This is a genomic window from Mesorhizobium sp. SEMIA396 (assembly GCF_024518615.1).
Taxonomy (GTDB): domain Bacteria; phylum Pseudomonadota; class Alphaproteobacteria; order Rhizobiales; family Rhizobiaceae; genus Mesorhizobium.
The window spans coordinates 89289-105561 of record NZ_JANIFC010000015.1; the positions used below are offsets into that span (position 1 = coordinate 89289).

The window sequence follows — 16273 nt, forward strand, 5'->3', positions numbered from 1 at the left end:
CCCATCGAATCTAGCCTTGCGTCAACCTAGACCAGATCCCGAGGCGACCGTGACCCAACCCAATCTCACCGGCCCCATCGTCGGCAATCCAATCGTCATCGGTATCGACGCCGGCGGCACCATGACCGACACGATTCTTGTCGATCAGGACGGCCACTTCAAGATCGGCAAGTCGGCGACCACGCCGAAGAACGAAGCCGAAGGTTTTCTCGCGTCTGCCGAGGACGCGGCGGATGCCTGGGGCATCTCGCTGGAATCATTGTTTTCCGGCGTCAACGTCGTGCTCTATTCCGGCACCGGCATGCTCAACACACTGTTGTCGCGCACCGGCCGCCGGCTCGGCCTGATCACCACCAAGGGCCTTGAGGACATGATCCTGATGGGCCGCGGGCTGCAGGCCTGGGCCGATTATTCCTACGCCGACCGGCTGCACGCGGTCACGCATCATCATCCCGATCCGCTGGTGCCGCGCCGCCGCACGCATGGCGTCACCGAGCGCATCGACCAGTTCGGCGACGTCGTGCTGCCGCTCTACGAACACGAGGTCTCCATCGCCGCGAAAAAATTGATCGCCGACAAGGTCGAGGCGATCTGCATCATGACCATCTTCTCGCATGTCAATCCGGTGCACGAGAAGCGCATCGCCGAGATCTGCCGCGCGGAGGTCGACAGGGCCGGCGCCGACATCATCGTCTACACCAGCCATGAGGTCCGCCCGGTCATCCGCGAGCAGTCGCGGCTGAATTCGGTGCTGATCGAGGCCTACGCCACCTCGCGCGGCCGCAAGCAGCTTAGGGGTATCGAGGACGTCTCGAAGAAATACGGCTTCAAATATGGCGTGCAGACGCTGCTCTCCTTCGGCGGCCTGACCTCGATCAACCATCCGCGCCTGCACGAAACCATGATCTCCGGCCCGATCGGCGGCATCCTCGGTGCTGCCTATGTCGGCAAGCTGATCGGCAATGATTCGCTGATCTGCTCGGATATGGGCGGCACCTCTTTCGACATGGGCGTCATCACACGCGGCCAGACGCGAATCGAGAACGAGCCGCTGATGGACCGTTTCAAGCTCAACGTGCCGACGCTGCATCTCGACACGATCGGCGCCGGCGCCGGCATGATCCTCAAGGTCGATCCCCTGACCAAGAAGGTCTCGCTTGGGCCGGAAAGCGCCGGCTCGGATCCCGGTCCGATCTGCTTCGATCGCGGTGGCACCGAGCCGACCATCGCCGATTGCGACGCCATCCTCGGCCGCCTCAACCCACACTATTTCCTGGGCGGCAAGGTCGTGCTGCAGGTCGAAAAGGCGCGCCGCGCCTTCGAGGAAAAGTGCTCCAGCGTGCTCGGCGTTGGTGTCGAGGAAGCCGCGGAAGGCATGATCGACATGCTGGAGTCCGATGCCAACAACGCGCTGCGCCGGGTCATTTCCGGGCAAGGCATCCATCCCTCCGAATTCACGCTGCTGTCCTATGGCGGCTCGGGACCTTTGCATCTGGCCGGCTGCTCCAGGGGCATCGGCTTCAAGGACATCATCACCTTCCAGTTCGCGGCCGCCTTCTCCGCCTTCGGCTGCACCACGGCCGATTTCATGCGGCGTCATTCCGTCTCCACCCAGCACGACATCCCGTCACGCGCCGACGAGGCTACGCTGGCCGCCTTCGGCGCCAAGGTCACCACGGTCTGGAACGACCTGACCAAGGCAGCGGTCGACGAGATGATCGCCGACGGCCATACCAGGGAGAAGATCAGGACCGTGCCGTTCCTGATGATGCGCTACACCGGCCAGCTCGAGGACGTCGAAGTCATGGCGCCGCTTGCCAAGGTCGGTTCGGCCGACGACATGCGCAGGGTTATCGACGAGTTCGAGGCGGTCTATGCCAAGGTCAACCATCGCGTGTCGCGTTATGGCGAAGCCGGCTTCACCATCACCGAACTCGGGCTGATCGCCACCGCCGACAAGGTCAAGCCGGTGCTGCTCAAGCGGCCGCTCGGCGCCTCCAACCCGGCAGCCGCCCACAAGGGCGTGCGCGAGGCCTATATCGGTGGGCGCTGGCACAAGGCCAATCTCTACGAGATGGATCTGCTTCAGCCAGGCCACGAAGTCATCGGCCCGGCCATCATCGAACATCCCGCCACCACGCTCGTCGTTCATCCGCAGGACCGTGTCCATGTCGATGAATGGACGCTGCTGCACTACACCCACGCTTGAGAGGGCGACCGCCATGTTGGACAAACCTGCCTCGGCCCTGCGCCTTCGCGAAAGACTGCTCGATTCCGAGCGGCTGATGGAAGAGACCGGTTGCTATGACGGCATTACGGAACTCACGCTGCGCAACCAGGATCCGCTGAAATTCGAGACGCTGCACACCAAGCTACGCGCCTATTGCGTCTCGGCGCGCGAAATGGCGCGCCGCATCTCGGCCTCGCCCGGCGTGCGCGAGGTCGGCGAAATGGTGGTCGCCATCTACACGCCCGAGGGCGACGCCATCGCTCTCTCCAACGGCATCATGGTGCACGTCCATACGATGAGCCGCTTCATCAAATGGATGATCAAAAACGGCTACGAGGACAACCCGCGCATCCGCGAAGGCGACATTTTCGCCAACAACGACGCCTTCATAGGCACTGTGCAGGTGCCCGACGTGATGGACGTGGTGCCTATCTTTCATGAAGGCACGCTTGTCGGCTGGGCCGGCGCCGTCTGCCACGAGCTGGAGGCTGGCGGCATTACCCCAGGCGGTGATGTGTGTCTCGCGCAGGAGCGCTTCACCGAGGGTCTGTTCGTCTGCGCCGAGAAGATCGGCGAGAACGACGAGATCCGCCGCGACTACGTCATCCGCTGCGAGCGCAATCTGCGAATGCCGATCTACTGGGTGCTCGACGAGAAGGCCAAAGTCGCATCCTGCATCGACATGCGCGAAAGCGTCAAGCAGCTGATCTCCGAGATCGGCCTCGACTACTGGATGAAGGTGTCGAAGGAGTTCATCGAGGAAGGCCGCCGTGCCCAGCTCGCCCGCACCCGCCAGCTCACCGTCCCCGGAATCTATCGCGGCCACACTTTTTACGGCCACGTCACCGCAGGCAAACCCGGCTTCCAGCTGCTCGGCGATCCGGACTGGCTCTACAACATCCCGATCGAGATGGAGATCACCACCGACGGCAAGATCACCATGGACTTCGAGGGCACGCAGCCCTGGGGCTACCATTCGATGAACTGCACGCCGGCCGGCATGGATGGCGGCATGTTCGTCACCTTGACCCAGCACATGAATTTCGAAGGGCTGGTCAATGACGGCGCGTGGATGGCGACCGAACTGAAACTGCCGCACGGCACCTGGACCAACCCCGACAACGAGATGGTGGCGACCGCCACCTCATGGGCTTTGCTGCTGCCGGCCTATGGCGTCTTCCAGCGGCTTTTGTCGCGCAGTTTTGTCGCCCGCGGCTTCGTCGAGGAGGCCTTCGTCGGCCAGGTCAACAGCCCGATGATCGAGATGGGCGGCGAGAGCCAGTACGGCACGCCGTTCGGCATGGCCCATTTTGAATGCGCCGCCGCCGGCTCCGGCGCGCTCGCCATCAAGGATGGTCTCGACACCGCCTATGTCGGCTGGAACCCGGAATCCGACATGGGCAACATCGAGGTCTGGGAACAGTCGATGCCGATGGTCTATATCGGCCGCTCGATCGTGCCCAACTCCGGCGGTGCCGGCAAATATCGCGGCGGCTGTTCCTTCGTCTCGACCTGGCTGATCAACAAGACGTCGCATCTGCGGCTCCACACCTCCGAACATTCTTCGCGCGTGTTCGACAATGGCGGCATGTGCGGCGGTTATCCGGCGCCGACCTGCCAGAAGCATCGCGCCGTGCGCAACTCAGACATTCACGAACTCGCGGCAAAAGGCGAACCGCTGGCGCATGCGCCCGGCATCGATCCGCATGTCTCCGACTACGAGCGGAACATCGGTGGCGACCATGTCGTGGTCGAGGGCCCCTACATCACCTCGCCGCACAAATCCGGCGACATCTTCAGCCATTCCTACAATGGCGGCGGTGGTTACGGCGACGTACTGGAGCGCGATCCGATCAAGACCGCCTGGGATGTCGAGAACGGCTTTCTCACCCGGCAAGCGGCGGACCAGGTTTTCGGCATTGTGCTGAAGGACGATGAAGACGGCTATCCCATCGCCGATATCGACGCCACGGTCGAGCGCCGCGCCGCCATGCGCAAAGAGCGTCTGGCCAAGGCGGTCCCTGTGGTGGATTGGATCGCCAAGGAGCGTGGTCGTGTCGAAAGGGCCGATTTCGCCCCCGAGGTGAAGAAAATGTACGCCAGCGCGATCAAGCTGTCGCCGCGCTTCACCAGCGAATTCAGCGAGTTCTGGAACGTCGATGCCAGATCGATCTTCATGCCGGGAGCAAAGCCATGACCTCGTATAGCAAGGAAGTCCTGGGCGATCTGGTCGCAGGCAAGCTGCCCTGGCCACAGACAAGGCGGATCATGAGTGCCTACAAGGACGATGACCGTTTCTTCAAGATGGTTGCCGTCTATCAGGATCGTGTCGCCTGGAAAGATCCGATCCTGCTGCCGGTCTCGGACCATCTGTTCATCTGCCAGAGCGGCGATGAGCGCATTACCCGCTGCGAATGCGGCCACTCCTTCGGCGACTATCGCAAGAACTGGAAGCTGAAGGCTGCGATCAACGTCCGCAACACCGAGGGGGCTTTGCGCGAAATCTATCCCAACAGCGATCTCCCCGATCCCGAATGGATGGAGATCCGCGAATTCATCTGTCCGCAATGCGGCACGCTGCACGAAGTGGAAGCGGCGGCACCTGGCTATCCCATCGTCCACGATTTCGAGCCCGACCTCGAAGGCTTCTATCGCGAATGGCTAGGCAAACCGCTCCAGCAAACATGAAACGCTGGCGATGGAGGCTGCGCCGGTGTGATTGCCAAATACGGTCAGGCCTGATTGCCTGCCCGGAACGAAGTGGAGACCGTGCGCCATGAACAACCTTTCCGGCCGTAGCGCCATCGTTACCGGTGGGTTCTCGGGCATGGGCTTTGCCATTGCCACGGCTTTGGCTGAAGCCGGCGCCAATGTCGCCGTCGGCTCCTACATCGCGCCGGCCAGCGCCGACAAGTCCGATGCCGCCTATTATCCCGGCGCGGACGAGATCGAGCGCGTGCGTGCGGCCCTTACCGTCCACGGAACGAGGGTTCACGCCGCACACCTTGACGTTCGCGACAGCGACGTCGCCAATCGGTTCGCAGCTGACGCCGAGGCGGCCATCGGCCCCGCCGATATCCTGGTCAATGCCGCTGGGACGACCGCGGAGCAGCCGGTCTGCGGCCATTCCGACGCGCTATGGGACAAGATCGTCGATACCAACCTGACGGGCGCCTTCCGCGTCACGCGTGCGGTACTGCCGGGCATGATCGAACGCGGCTGGGGCCGCATCGTCAACATCGGCTCAACCGCCGCCTCGGTCGGCTGGAAGGACAACCCAGCCTACTGCGCGTCCAAGGCCGGCCTTCTCGGCCTCACGCGCTGCGTGGCGCTGGAGGGGGCAGCGCATGGCGTCACCTGCGTCATGATCAGCCCGACCTGGGTCGAGACCGAACTGATGCGCCGCAATGTGGCGCAGGTCGTCGAGCGCGAAGGCAAGGGGCGCACCGCTGAGGAAGCGATGGCCGAGATCGCCAAAGGCAACCCGCAGCAGCGCATGCTGCAGCCGCAGGAGATTGCCGCACTGGCGGTCTTCCTGTGCTCGGATCTGGCCAAGGGCATTACCATGGAGAACATCCAGATCACCGGCGGAGCGCTTTGGTAGCGGCTGATCTCTCCGCAGATGCCTCGCTGTAAGACAAGGTGACCGGATTTGCCATTGAGCGCCGGGCGCAATAGGTTATATTGCACTGCACAATGGAGACGCCGTTTATTGCACGCCCATATTTGCGAAGATTCCGGCCGGCTCATGGCTTGCCGGCCCTAGGTCGTGTCGGCGGAACCCTGAGATGAAGATTCCAAAGTCACTGCTGATCGATCCCGAGAAGAACTCGGTCTATGGCGCCTTTGCCGTAGCCGTTTCGATCTGGGCGTTTTCCTATTCGGTCATCTTCGGCCAGATCTTGATCCTGGCCTATTATGCGGTCTGGCTTCCGCTCATCCTGGTCGACTACCGGCGGTTTCTGCGGCATCTGTCCAGCGCCTGGCTGCCGCTGCTGTTTGCGGCCTATATCTGCTTCTCGGTTTTCTGGTCGCAGGCCCCCGGCGTCACCGCAAGGACGTCGGTCCAGTATTTTTCCCATATCGCCTGCGCCTACGTAGCTGCGCGCACCGTCAGCGTGCGCACGCTGACCATAGGGGCGCTGATCGGAATATTCGTCGTCCTCATCTATTCGCTGAAGGTCGGGAACTATTCCGAGGATGTCCTCGACGGCACCGTGAACTTCGTCGGCGCCTTCGCCTCCAAGAATCAGATCGGCTTTGTCGGCTCGCTCGGCATCTATTTCTGCGTTGTCTTCCTTGCCTTCTACAGGCGCGGCCGGCTCAGCTTCATCCTGGCGGTGCCCGTCGTGCTGCTGTCGGCCTATGTCCTGGTCGCTTCGCATTCCGCCACCTCGATGGCGTCGATACCCGCGGTGCTGGCGCTGGTGGCGCTTCTTGCGATGAGCAAACTTCTGTCACGCCGCTATCGCCGGGTCATCTTCCTGATCGGCGCCGGCCTGCTGGTCGTGACGGCCTTCGTCGCCTTGAATCTCGGGCTGATGGACTTCGTCCTCGGCCTCTTCGGCAAGGATTCGACGCTCACCGGGCGAACCTATCTGTGGGAGCAAGGCTGGAACACGGTCCAGAAATCGCCGATTCTCGGCGTCGGCTATGCCGCCTATTGGGTGCAGGGCTTCGCTGAAGCCGAGCGGCTGTGGAACGAATTCTACATCACCACCCGCACCGGCTTCCACTTCCACAACACCTATATCGAGGCCCTCGTCGAACTCGGCTTCGTCGGAGCGACGCTGGTGTCGCTGATCATGCTGCGCACGCTCTACGGCCACGTCTCGGCGGTTATCTTCAAGGCATGGCAGGCGGACTCGGTGATCCTTTTCGGCGTGATGGTCCTGCTGCTGATCCGCTCCTTCGTCGAGGTCGAGATACTCAACCCCTACATCATGGGTTCTTTCCTGATGTATTTCAGCTTCTTCAAGCTGGCGCGGCTGCCCGTTACCCGCAGGCGGCGGTCACCGGCTCTGGAGCCGGCTGACGCGGCCGGGGGCGAGACTGACTGGCCTCGGTATGCCGGCCATCCGGCGGGCGCCGGTCCCTCATAAATTATCATCTCGCGGGCTGAAGGGAGCGGCCTTCCTTTTTGAGCAAGCATGTGCTCGGACGGGAAGCCTCGATCCCGAGACCGCTATTATGGTTTCCGTAGGGAGATGTTCAAACAACTGAGCCAGAGCCTCATCCCGATTGTCGGGTGAGGCTCTGGCTCGAAACACTGGATCGTGTTGGAAGTCGGTCTATTGGCTGGCCAGCGGCGCCAGCTTGATCTTGATCACATCGCCGGGCAGCACCGGGGTTTCTTCCTTGGCGGCTATTTCGGTGGTCTTGCCGTCGACATTGCGCACCAGTGAATAGAGCAGGGTCGGCTGCTGATCATTTGTCATAGCGGCCGCCATCGCGGGATCGCTGGCCTGGGCTATCAGGCCTTTCTGCATGTTCACCTTCAACGCGGCCTCGTTCAGGTCGGCCTCGGTCTGCTGCCGGTCAGTGGCGAGACTTGAACTCAAGGTGTTCTGGGCATCGATAGCATCCTGCTTCGCCTTGCTGATCGCCTGCTTGGCGGTGAGGATGGCGGTTTCGTAGTCCAGGATCTTGCCCTGCAGGTCGGCCACGGACTGGCGCGAATCCAGCAGTCGGGCATTGGCGATCAGGCCTTTTTGCGCCAGCGGACCGATGCTGGCGAGTTGCTGCTGCGCCAAGTCGACCTGCTGCTGCTGATTGACGATCTTCTTCTGCAGCGACTCGATTTCAGATTCCAAAACCCCCTTCAGGTCGTCGAGCGCCTCGAGTTTCAGCTTCAGCGCCTTTTGGTCGGCCGTCAGAATCGTCATCTCGTCCGCCACGATGGCTGGCAGTCTCGGATCGCCCTCGACCTCCTTCGGCACGTCGAAACTCGCCTTGCCGGCCATATCCGCATCGATGCGGGCGCGCCTGACGATCAGTCGAATGCGCTGGTCGTCGGAGATGTCGAACATGCCCTTGGCGGTGACCAGGTCCTTGCCGAGCTGGGGGCCGTAGTCGGCGTTGCGCCTGATGCCGCCGGCGACGCTGATTGCCTTCAACACCGTCAGGTCCGGGACATAGGGAAATTGGCCTGGGTTCTGGACTTCGCCCGAAATGTAGAATGGCCGGAACTGCGCCATCTCGACCGAGGCTTCCGGTCGGTCCGACAAAGCGAGCTTTTTCTGCAGCGCCTCGCCGATCGCCGCCGCGATTTCGGACGTGGTCTTGCCGGATGCCGGCAACTCGCCGGCGAACGGCACCGACAGCGTACCGGATGGACCGACCGTGTACTCGCCATTCACCGCCGACCAATCACGAAATGTGCCTTCGACTGTCTGCCATTCGGCGACGCGGATGGTAAGCTTGTCTTGCGAGCCGAGGCGATAGTCGCCGGCGGCGGCGATGTGCGGGACGACGAGCGCCAAGGCAAGGCATGTGGCCAGCAAACGCGCCCGCCGCAGCCGGCCGGAATCCGGGCCGCTGCGAAAGGCTTCGAACAAATCTGTTTTCAACTCAACGTTCCGATCCGCTATAGCCCCATCGCCCGATGAGCTTGCGTCGAATGGCCGATGCCAATGTCTGGCATTGGCCACCGGCCGGTCAGTAAGAACCACGCGACATCCAGACGGCCGGGACGGTCTTGATGATGATGCGAACGTCCTCGAACAGCGACCAGTTCTCGACATAGTGGCGATCGAAGGCGACGCGGCTGTCATAGGACACATCGTTGCGGCCGCTGACTTGCCACAGGCCAGTCAGGCCCGGGCGGGATTTCAGGTAATAGACGGCGGACGTGCCATAGATCTCCAGCTCGTCGCGCACGACCGGACGAGGGCCGACAAGGCTCATGTCGCCCTGCAGGATGTTGATGATCTGCGGCAGCTCGTCGAGGCTGAGTTTCCTCAGCACAGCTCCGACACGGGTAACGCGCGGATCGTTCTTCAGCTTGCGGGTGGCGATCCATTCCGCGTTGGCATCCGGGTTGGTGGCGAGATAGGTTGCCAATACCCTGTCGCCGTCCGGAACCATGGTGCGGAACTTCAGGCAAGGAAAAATCCGCCCGCCGCGTCCAATTCGCCTGTGACCGTAGAAAATCGAGCCGCCGTCGGAAAACTTGACCAGCAGCGCTATCATGACAAACAGCGGGCTGAGTGCGATCAGTCCAATCAGTGAACCGGCGATATCGAAGCTGCGTTTGAGCAAGCCGCCGATCGGTGGCGGAAAATCGATGTCAGCCTGCGAAAAGCTCGCCGTGGCCGACTTGGCAACGTCCCTCATGCCGTAAACTCCATGCGTTGAACGAATGGTTCAGCGCACGATACCAAAAAAATGTTGCAGCGCAACACACAATTTACCACCCCATTGAAATAGTCACGTCATGAATTGACTAAATAATAAGCTTGTCATGCACAAATTTCGGCGTATTTAGCACATTTGTGACAATAAATGGGCACGGCCGAAAAAATAGAGGCCTTTGTGGGGCGGTTTTTAGGCGGACCTACCTATTTGCCAAGGCAAGCTGCAAATTAGTGCTTTATCATGCCCTGATGCTTGGTGAAAACCGTATAAAATACTACTTAATATTGTCTATCTTACTGAAAAATGCCGAGGAGAGGAGATCGGCTTAGCTCCCGTTGCGTGCATTGCAGCATGGCAGAGTCGATCGCAAAAGCTCGATCAAAAATATCCGAAGTTGCCCTTGCCGCCTATTGCTCGCCTTAATAGAATTGCAAATTATACCTGTCACGGTGGCGACAGGTGGAAAAGGCCGGAAGCAACCGGTCGAGAGTGGGCGACCTTAACAAGCCCACATGACAAGGGACGGCGCTCGGGTGGGGCAATCGTGATAATACCCGAGCCGGTTTATGGGCTGTTGGGTATGGCACTTCCAAAATTCATCCTCGGGATGATTTTCGCTCTGGCGATCGTCGTCGGCTGGTCCTGGCTGGGCGGAGCGTCGATAGGCACGATATTGGTGCGCGTCATCATCTGCGCCGTGATCATTCAGGCCGGCTATTTCGTGCTCATCTACACCATGATCGCCAGGAGCGCGCCGACGCCTGCCGACATAGCCCGTGACGCCGAGCGCAAACTGAACGCACCAGAGGTCGCCGAAAGCGAGAAGCTGGGCGGTGCCAGGCGCGGCCTGCATTGATGCAGATTGCTCAAACCTGCCCCCGGTTTGTAGGCATGCTTCGAAACAAGAGACTAGGCGCCGCGTGAATCGGTTTCGGCGCGTCTTGGTCGCCGGCTCACGCGACATCGGCGGGTTCGCCCTCTGACTGTTCCCCCGACAGCATCCTCGACAACCGGCTGCCGGTTTTTTCCTTCAGCCGCTGATATTGGCCGACCTCGACGATACGGCCGTTTTCCATCGCCACCACCCAGTCGGCGAAGGCAATCATCGACGGCCGGTGCGCGATGGTCAGGATCGTCATCGTGCCGCGCAATCCGTCGATCGACCTGGCGATCAGCGACTGGTTCTGCCAGTCGAGCGCGCTGGTCGCCTCGTCCAGGATGAGCAGTGACGGCTTGCGCAGCAGCGCGCGCGCGAGCGCGATGCGCTGGCGTTCGCCGCCCGAGAGCCGCACGCCGCGATCGCCGACCACCGTCTCGAGCCTGAGGTCGAGCCGTTCGACAAACTCGCCGGCGTGCGCCTGATGCAGCGCGGCCCACAGGTCGCCATCGCTGGCCCGTGGCGCGGCAAGGCGCAGGTTCGCCGCGATCGTGTCGTGCAGGAGGAACACGTCCTGCGGCACATAGGCCACCTGGTCGCGCCAGCGACGGCGATTGCTGGCATCAATCTCGACGCCGTCGACAAGCATCATGCCGGTGGTGGGCTCCAGCAGGCCAAGCAGCATATCGGCGATCGTGCTCTTGCCCGATCCGGACGGGCCGATCAGGGCGGTGACCTTGCCGGCCGGCAGGCCGAAGGTGATGCCGCTCACCACCACCTTGTCGCCAGCATCTCCATAGGCGAAGGAGACACCGCGAATATTCAATCCCGTATTGAGGGAGAGTGTCCCGGCGTCGGCGAACTCGGTATGGCCTGGTTCGCGTTCGGCATCGAAACGTGCCTGCAGGCTGCGCATTGCCGTAAAGGCGGGCAGGTTGATCAGCACTTGCTGGGCTTGCGTCTGCATGTCCATGAAGCGCGGCGCGATGCGCATGAAGACCAGGAGCAGGACGACGATCTCGGCCAGCGACAGGTTGAAGCGAACCAAAGCCACATAGATGAACAGGCTCAGGCCCACCACGCTCGCCACTTGGAATACCGCGGTGCCGATGGTGCTGTTGCGCACATAGTCGATGTTGTCGGCCTTCATCTTCTCAAGCGTCGACCGCAGCTGCGCGAAATAGCTGTCCTCGACGTTCAGGCTCTTGGCCACCTTGATGCCGCCGAGAAATTCCGAGACCGTCCGGTACTGATCCTGTCGATTGGCGGTCAGCACACGGCCGAAGGCAGTGGCCCGTGTCCGGAAGGGCTGCAGCGCCACGAACATCAGCATGCCGATGACGACGGCAAACAGCGTCATGACCGGCGAGATGAACATGGAAACCAGGAGATAGCCAGCCAGAAGAACGGCGATCTGCACCAGCATCAGCAGTGAGAACGCCGCGCCCTGGACGCGGTCGATGTCGCCGGTCAGGGCATGATCGAGGTCGGAACTGCGCATGCGGGTAAAAACGCCCCAGCGCGCCTTGCCGATGCTTTCGAACAGGTTCATGCGAACGCGGTTGACGAAATCGAACAGCAATTTGGCCATGTAGACCGACTTGAAGCGATTGAACGCCGCCTGCGCTGCAACAAGCCCGACCAGCATGCAAAGCACGGTCGTCAGTTGCAGCGTGCCGTCAGGCACCAGCCAGCGCACGAAATCATTGTTGGGCAGCCGAACAGCGAAATCCTGGTCGGCGCGTCCGACCAGATGCAGCAGCGGGATGAGCAGCAGGATGGAGATGCCCTCGGTCAGGCTGCCGAGGATGAGGAAGAAAAGCGCCGTCCATGTTCGCCGGCCGCCGATCCGGGCAATGGCGGCGCCGAATGCGGCAATTTCTCGAAACAGCGACAGGCGAAGGGTTGGGGGCTTCGACATGGTTGCGCTTACGACCGCCGGCTGCCAGCCGACAGATCCTTTTCGATCAGTTCCACGGCTTCACCGATCCTGTCCAGGCCCGTCGGGACTTCCAGCCGCCGCACGCCGATATGGTTGGCAATCCATGAACATTGCCGAAGATGCGCCGCCGCGAAGTCGTCGGGGAGGGCCGCGCGGCCGAAGCGCGTCACATAGGAGAATTTGATGATGGCCGGCAGGGCGGCAATGGCGGGCAAGGGCGTGATGCCAGCCCTTTCGCCGCGCTTGAGGATATAGATCCTGGTCGCCGGCACCTTGTCGCCCGAAAAGTCACCGTTCAGGCGATGCTGCATCTTGTCGATCGCCGGATGCACTTGCGGCCGCACTTCCGCTTCCCCGAGCGAGATCGCCGCCGCGGCGTCGGCCGCCAGCTTGATCTGCGGAAAGCCCGGAACGGTCATTGGCTCACTCGGATTGGCGAGGTCCAGCGCCACCACGTCATCGGTAAGCAGTCGATGCCCGGCCCGGATCATCGCACTTGCGGTCGTCGACTTGCCGGCACCCTTGTCACCCATGAAGATGGCGCTCGTGCCGGCGGCGGCGATGGCGCTGGCATGCAGGACAAGCAGGCCGCGCCGGTGCAAGAGCAGCGCCATGACCGGGCCGAGCAGCGGAAACGCCAGCAGCGCGTCGTCGACGCCGGGCGCCGGTTCAATGTCGATACGGTTGGAATCGGTGATCAGGAACGCGCCCACGGCATGCCAGGCCAGATATTGCCGGTCCGCCTCGAAGCGAAAGTCGGTCGCGGCTTCGGGCGCCGGCTTTGGCAGGTCGATCGCGCCGACGGCGATCACGACATCCGCCGCCCCGGGCGGCGCCGGCTGCAGTTCGGGTAACATCACCTCCGACGCGATGGTCAGACCATAGGCGCGGTAGAAGCGGCGTTCTCGCATTGCCCGGCCATGCGGACGGGGATTATCACTGTATGCGGCCATCGGCTCGTTGCGCGGCATCACGTGGGGCTCCCGCCGTGCGGGAGTTGCCGCAGCCAGAGCGACAGCGAGGCCGAGCGCCAGACATACTGGACATCCAGGGGGGCTGCCTGATCGGGCTGGCGCAGCAGTCGCGCATAGGCAGCACTCACTTGCGGCAGATTGACATAAGGCGCGATGCGGCCTGCATCCGAGACCAGCAGCTGTTCCAGGAGGTCGCGATGATTGCGCAGCATGCCGTTGACGAGATTGGCGGTGAAGTCGATCTTGTCGCGTCGCCACTGCACCGCCTCCGGCAATACGCCTTGCATGGCGCGACGCAGCACATAGCGACCAAAGCCGTGGCTCAGCTTCTCCTCGCCCGGCAATGCCAGGCAGAACTCGACCAGCGGCTTGTCCCAGAATGGGTATCGCGGCTCGACGCCGAAATTGGCGGCGGCCTTGTCGAGAACCTCGAAAGCATGCGGGACATAGCCGTTCGACAGGATCCAGCGATGGCTCAAGGCGTCGCTGGCCTGAACGCCGGGCGGCATATAGCCGGCCCGGTGAAACCGGTCGACAAGCTCGGTGCGCTTGGCAAGGTCCGGATTGATCAGGTCGCGCCAGCTTCGTGCGCGCTGCACGTGCGCGGGCTTGCGGATCCTGTTCAGGGCACGGTTGGCCAGATGCCTCAGCTTGGCGATGCGCCAGGCCGGCCCGTAGAGGGTCAGGAACTGGAGATAAAGGCCAAGCGTGCTGTCGCCATAGGTATTGGAGGCGCTGCGGACCTCGCGCCACAGATCCATCCATCGGCCGCCATTCGCAAGCTCGTGCAGGTGACCATGGCCTTGGGAAACGACCTCGTCGCCGCCATGGCCGTCCAGCAGCACCTTGATGCCCTTGGCGCCGGCAGTCCGGTAGACACCGCGGGTGAGCGTCAGGCCCGGCGCCAGGAACGTTCCTTCCTGTTCTTCCAGCACGCGTTCGAATTCGGCGAATGGGGCATAGTTGCCGACCGGGATCAGTGTCGCGTCGACCTTCTGCTGGTCGAGAACGGCATCGATGAAGGGCCGCTCGTCCATCGGCGAGCCCTTCTCGAAAACCAGCGAGAAGGTCGGCAGCTTCGGCTTGCGCGCAGCGGCATTCTGCAGGCCGGCGACACAGGCGATAGATGAGGAATCGAGGCCGCCGCTCAGCATTGCGCCGACTGCCGAGGTCCCTCGCATGCGGTTGCGCACCGATTGCGAGAACAGATGGGCGAATTCCTCCGATGCATCCGACCGCAAGGGCCGCGCCGACGGCTCGATCTGCCAGTATCGACGCAACATCACCTGTTGCGCGGTGACGGTCAGGCTGTGGCGGGCCGGCAGGCTGAATATATCGCTGTAGGGGGTCGACTGCGGGTCGTCGGGAAGCCCGGCCAGGAAGCCGGAGATCTGGCGCTCGCTGACACGTGCGCGGATACCTTCGACGCCCAGGATCGGCCCGATCTCGGACGCGAAGGCAAAACGCCGGTCCGCCGCGTGGTAGTAGAACGGCTTGACGCCAAAATGATCGCGCGCGCAAAACAGCGATTGCCGCTCGTCATCCCAGATGGCGAACGCGAAATCGCCTTGCAGATGCTCCGGACAGGCTTCGCCCCAACGCAGATAGGCCCGCATCAGCACCATCGCGTCGGCCACCGACTGGTCGCGGATACCGAGCCTGGCCAGCAACTCGTCACGGTTGTCCAGCCGGCAATCGGCGGTGATGGCGAGCCGGCCGCCAGCCATCGTCAAAGGGCCTGGGCCGACCTCATCCGATGTGTTGAGCCAGGCGTGGCCAAGGGCGATGCTGGTGTCCAGCCACCAAGAACTGCCGTCAGGACCGCGATGGCGCATGCGCGCCAGCATTTGCTGAATGTCTGCCGCCGCGACCGCCGGTGCGTGTGCTCCGCGCAGCAGGATTCCAGCGACGCCGCTCATCGGCTGCCGTGGTCGACGAGATGGGCGAAGCCGTCGATCGATCCGCCAAGCACGATATGGTTGTCGCTGACCAGCCAGGCATGTGCTTTCAACTGCTCGCCCGTACCACGTTCGATGCCGATGCGTATCGTCGATTCATTGCCTTGGCGGGCGAGAATATACTGGCCGGAGAGCGCCTGGGTCAGGCACGTAGCGTAAGGGACGAAACGGGCCGCGGCGGCAACGCCCCAGGCGACACGCCGCAGTTCGCCCATTGAAGCGCACTGCCGCGCGTCTAGGCGCGTCACCAGGCTGCGTACACGATTGTAGGACAGCAGCGTCAGCCCCAGCCGAACTGTCGCCACCACCAGCAGGCAATGGCCAAGGAAGATCATTTCCGAGCCGCTCAGGGAGAAAATCCTGACCAGCCCGTGCCGGCTTTCGCCGCGCTTCGACTGCTTGAGGCCTGTTTCCCTCGCGGGTTCCTGCCGTAAAGCCGTGGCCCGCGAAACCAGGGCCCGCGAAACTATGGCCTGCGAAACCAGCGTCTTGTGCTGGGCCGGTTTAGACAAGTGCCTCATGATGCCGTCTCGCAAGCCCATTATCAGTCAGGCCCTTCAGCAATGCGTCGACATCGGCCTGGCAGCGCACCGGGTCGACATTATAGCGCGCAAGCACGGCGCTGCGGATGTCGCCGATCGACCGGGGCTCCTGGATCAAATCCCAGATGAAGGCGCCGACGCCATTCAGGCTGTAGTAGACATTGGATTTGAGATTGAGCAGCGCCAAGCCATCGCCGAACTCGCAGGCCACGGCATCCTTGGTCGCACTCACGCTATCGTGGTCGGCCAGATCATGGTCGGATTGCTTCCCGTTCATCCCCGCACCTCACTGACAAAACGCTTCGACATCTCCGGTTGGCGCAGGAGAAGTCGGGAGGCTGGCCCCCCGACCCCTCTTACGTCTGCTTTTGAATCCAGAGTCCCAAAATGTCAC

General features: G+C 62.3%; 13 protein-coding genes. 6 read left to right on the top strand and 7 right to left on the bottom strand.

The window, feature by feature from the left end; all coding sequences use genetic code 11:
* The first annotated feature begins 49 nt into the window (after nucleotides 1-49).
* From NP503_RS29140 to NP503_RS29160, 5 genes are all read left to right on the top strand, one after another.
* Nucleotides 50-2209 carry a hydantoinase/oxoprolinase family protein gene (locus NP503_RS29140; RefSeq protein ID WP_127270869.1) on the top strand — a complete coding sequence of 720 codons (2160 nt, stop codon included), beginning with the start codon at nucleotides 50-52 and terminating at the stop codon, nucleotides 2207-2209.
* A gap of 13 nt (nucleotides 2210-2222) precedes the next feature.
* Entirely contained in the window at nucleotides 2223-4427 is a 2205-nt protein-coding gene (locus NP503_RS29145; protein WP_127269095.1) for a hydantoinase B/oxoprolinase family protein, read from the top strand.
* Nucleotides 4424-4918, top strand: a complete 495-nt coding sequence (locus NP503_RS29150; protein WP_127269096.1) for an acetone carboxylase subunit gamma — start codon at nucleotides 4424-4426, stop codon at nucleotides 4916-4918. Before NP503_RS29145 ends, NP503_RS29150 begins: the two co-directional genes overlap by 4 nt.
* An 88-nt stretch (nucleotides 4919-5006) precedes the next feature.
* Nucleotides 5007-5834 carry an SDR family NAD(P)-dependent oxidoreductase gene (locus NP503_RS29155; protein ID WP_127269097.1) on the top strand — a complete coding sequence of 276 codons (828 nt, stop codon included), beginning with the start codon at nucleotides 5007-5009 and terminating at the stop codon, nucleotides 5832-5834.
* Between the two features lie 184 nt (nucleotides 5835-6018).
* Entirely contained in the window at nucleotides 6019-7332 is a 1314-nt protein-coding gene (locus tag NP503_RS29160) for an O-antigen ligase (protein WP_127270875.1), read from the top strand.
* Nucleotides 7333-7521: 189 nt separating this feature from the next.
* Here the strand turns inward: NP503_RS29160 and NP503_RS29165 are convergent, their stop codons facing one another.
* Together NP503_RS29165 and NP503_RS29170 are read right to left on the bottom strand one after the other, a co-directional pair.
* Nucleotides 7522-8787 (bottom strand): polysaccharide biosynthesis/export family protein, encoded by a 1266-nt coding sequence (locus NP503_RS29165; protein WP_164748995.1) that lies wholly within the window; start codon nucleotides 8785-8787, stop codon nucleotides 7522-7524.
* A 100-nt stretch (nucleotides 8788-8887) separates the two neighbouring features.
* A complete protein-coding gene (locus NP503_RS29170) occupies nucleotides 8888-9565 on the bottom strand; it encodes a sugar transferase (protein ID WP_023811581.1) in 678 nt (225 codons plus the stop codon).
* A 601-nt stretch (nucleotides 9566-10166) separates the two neighbouring features.
* On the opposite strand from NP503_RS29170, the gene NP503_RS29175 reads away from it, so the two are divergent.
* Complete coding sequence (locus NP503_RS29175) at nucleotides 10167-10442, top strand: hypothetical protein (protein WP_023811582.1); 276 nt, start codon at nucleotides 10167-10169, stop codon at nucleotides 10440-10442.
* A gap of 97 nt (nucleotides 10443-10539) precedes the next feature.
* Here NP503_RS29175 and NP503_RS29180 read toward each other — a convergent pair whose 3' ends face one another.
* Genes NP503_RS29180 through NP503_RS29200 form a run of 5 tightly spaced genes read right to left on the bottom strand, consistent with a single transcriptional unit; the run spans nucleotide 10540 to nucleotide 16156 of the window.
* On the bottom strand, nucleotides 10540-12384 hold the full coding sequence (locus NP503_RS29180) for an ABC transporter ATP-binding protein (RefSeq protein ID WP_127267627.1): 1845 nt from the start codon (nucleotides 12382-12384) through the stop codon (nucleotides 10540-10542).
* A gap of 8 nt (nucleotides 12385-12392) precedes the next feature.
* Complete coding sequence (locus NP503_RS29185; protein ID WP_127267626.1) at nucleotides 12393-13379, bottom strand: serine kinase; 987 nt, start codon at nucleotides 13377-13379, stop codon at nucleotides 12393-12395.
* Complete coding sequence (locus NP503_RS29190; protein ID WP_127267625.1) at nucleotides 13376-15298, bottom strand: lasso peptide isopeptide bond-forming cyclase; 1923 nt, start codon at nucleotides 15296-15298, stop codon at nucleotides 13376-13378. The genes NP503_RS29185 and NP503_RS29190 overlap by 4 nt, the downstream gene beginning before the upstream one ends.
* Nucleotides 15295-15858 (bottom strand): lasso peptide biosynthesis B2 protein, encoded by a 564-nt coding sequence (locus NP503_RS29195; protein WP_127267624.1) that lies wholly within the window; start codon nucleotides 15856-15858, stop codon nucleotides 15295-15297. Before NP503_RS29195 ends, NP503_RS29190 begins: the two co-directional genes overlap by 4 nt.
* A complete protein-coding gene (locus NP503_RS29200) occupies nucleotides 15842-16156 on the bottom strand; it encodes a PqqD family protein (protein WP_127267623.1) in 315 nt (104 codons plus the stop codon). The genes NP503_RS29195 and NP503_RS29200 overlap by 17 nt, the downstream gene beginning before the upstream one ends.
* Nucleotides 16157-16273: the final 117 nt, after the last annotated feature.

What these genes read in the sequence shown, in the direction of transcription:
- NP503_RS29200 (WP_127267623.1), bottom strand. Translation starts at nt 16,156, where the DNA reads ATGAACGGGAAGCAATCCGACCATGATCTGGCCGACCACGATAGCGTG.
- NP503_RS29195 (WP_127267624.1), bottom strand. Translation starts at nt 15,858, where the DNA reads ATGAGGCACTTGTCTAAACCGGCCCAGCACAAGACGCTGGTTTCGCAG.
- NP503_RS29160 (WP_127270875.1), top strand. Translation starts at nt 6,019, where the DNA reads ATGAAGATTCCAAAGTCACTGCTGATCGATCCCGAGAAGAACTCGGTC.
- NP503_RS29155 (WP_127269097.1), top strand. Translation starts at nt 5,007, where the DNA reads ATGAACAACCTTTCCGGCCGTAGCGCCATCGTTACCGGTGGGTTCTCG.
- NP503_RS29150 (WP_127269096.1), top strand. Translation starts at nt 4,424, where the DNA reads ATGACCTCGTATAGCAAGGAAGTCCTGGGCGATCTGGTCGCAGGCAAG.
- NP503_RS29175 (WP_023811582.1), top strand. Translation starts at nt 10,167, where the DNA reads ATGGCACTTCCAAAATTCATCCTCGGGATGATTTTCGCTCTGGCGATC.
- NP503_RS29145 (WP_127269095.1), top strand. Translation starts at nt 2,223, where the DNA reads ATGTTGGACAAACCTGCCTCGGCCCTGCGCCTTCGCGAAAGACTGCTC.
- NP503_RS29190 (WP_127267625.1), bottom strand. Translation starts at nt 15,298, where the DNA reads ATGAGCGGCGTCGCTGGAATCCTGCTGCGCGGAGCACACGCACCGGCG.
- NP503_RS29170 (WP_023811581.1), bottom strand. Translation starts at nt 9,565, where the DNA reads ATGAGGGACGTTGCCAAGTCGGCCACGGCGAGCTTTTCGCAGGCTGAC.
- NP503_RS29180 (WP_127267627.1), bottom strand. Translation starts at nt 12,384, where the DNA reads ATGTCGAAGCCCCCAACCCTTCGCCTGTCGCTGTTTCGAGAAATTGCC.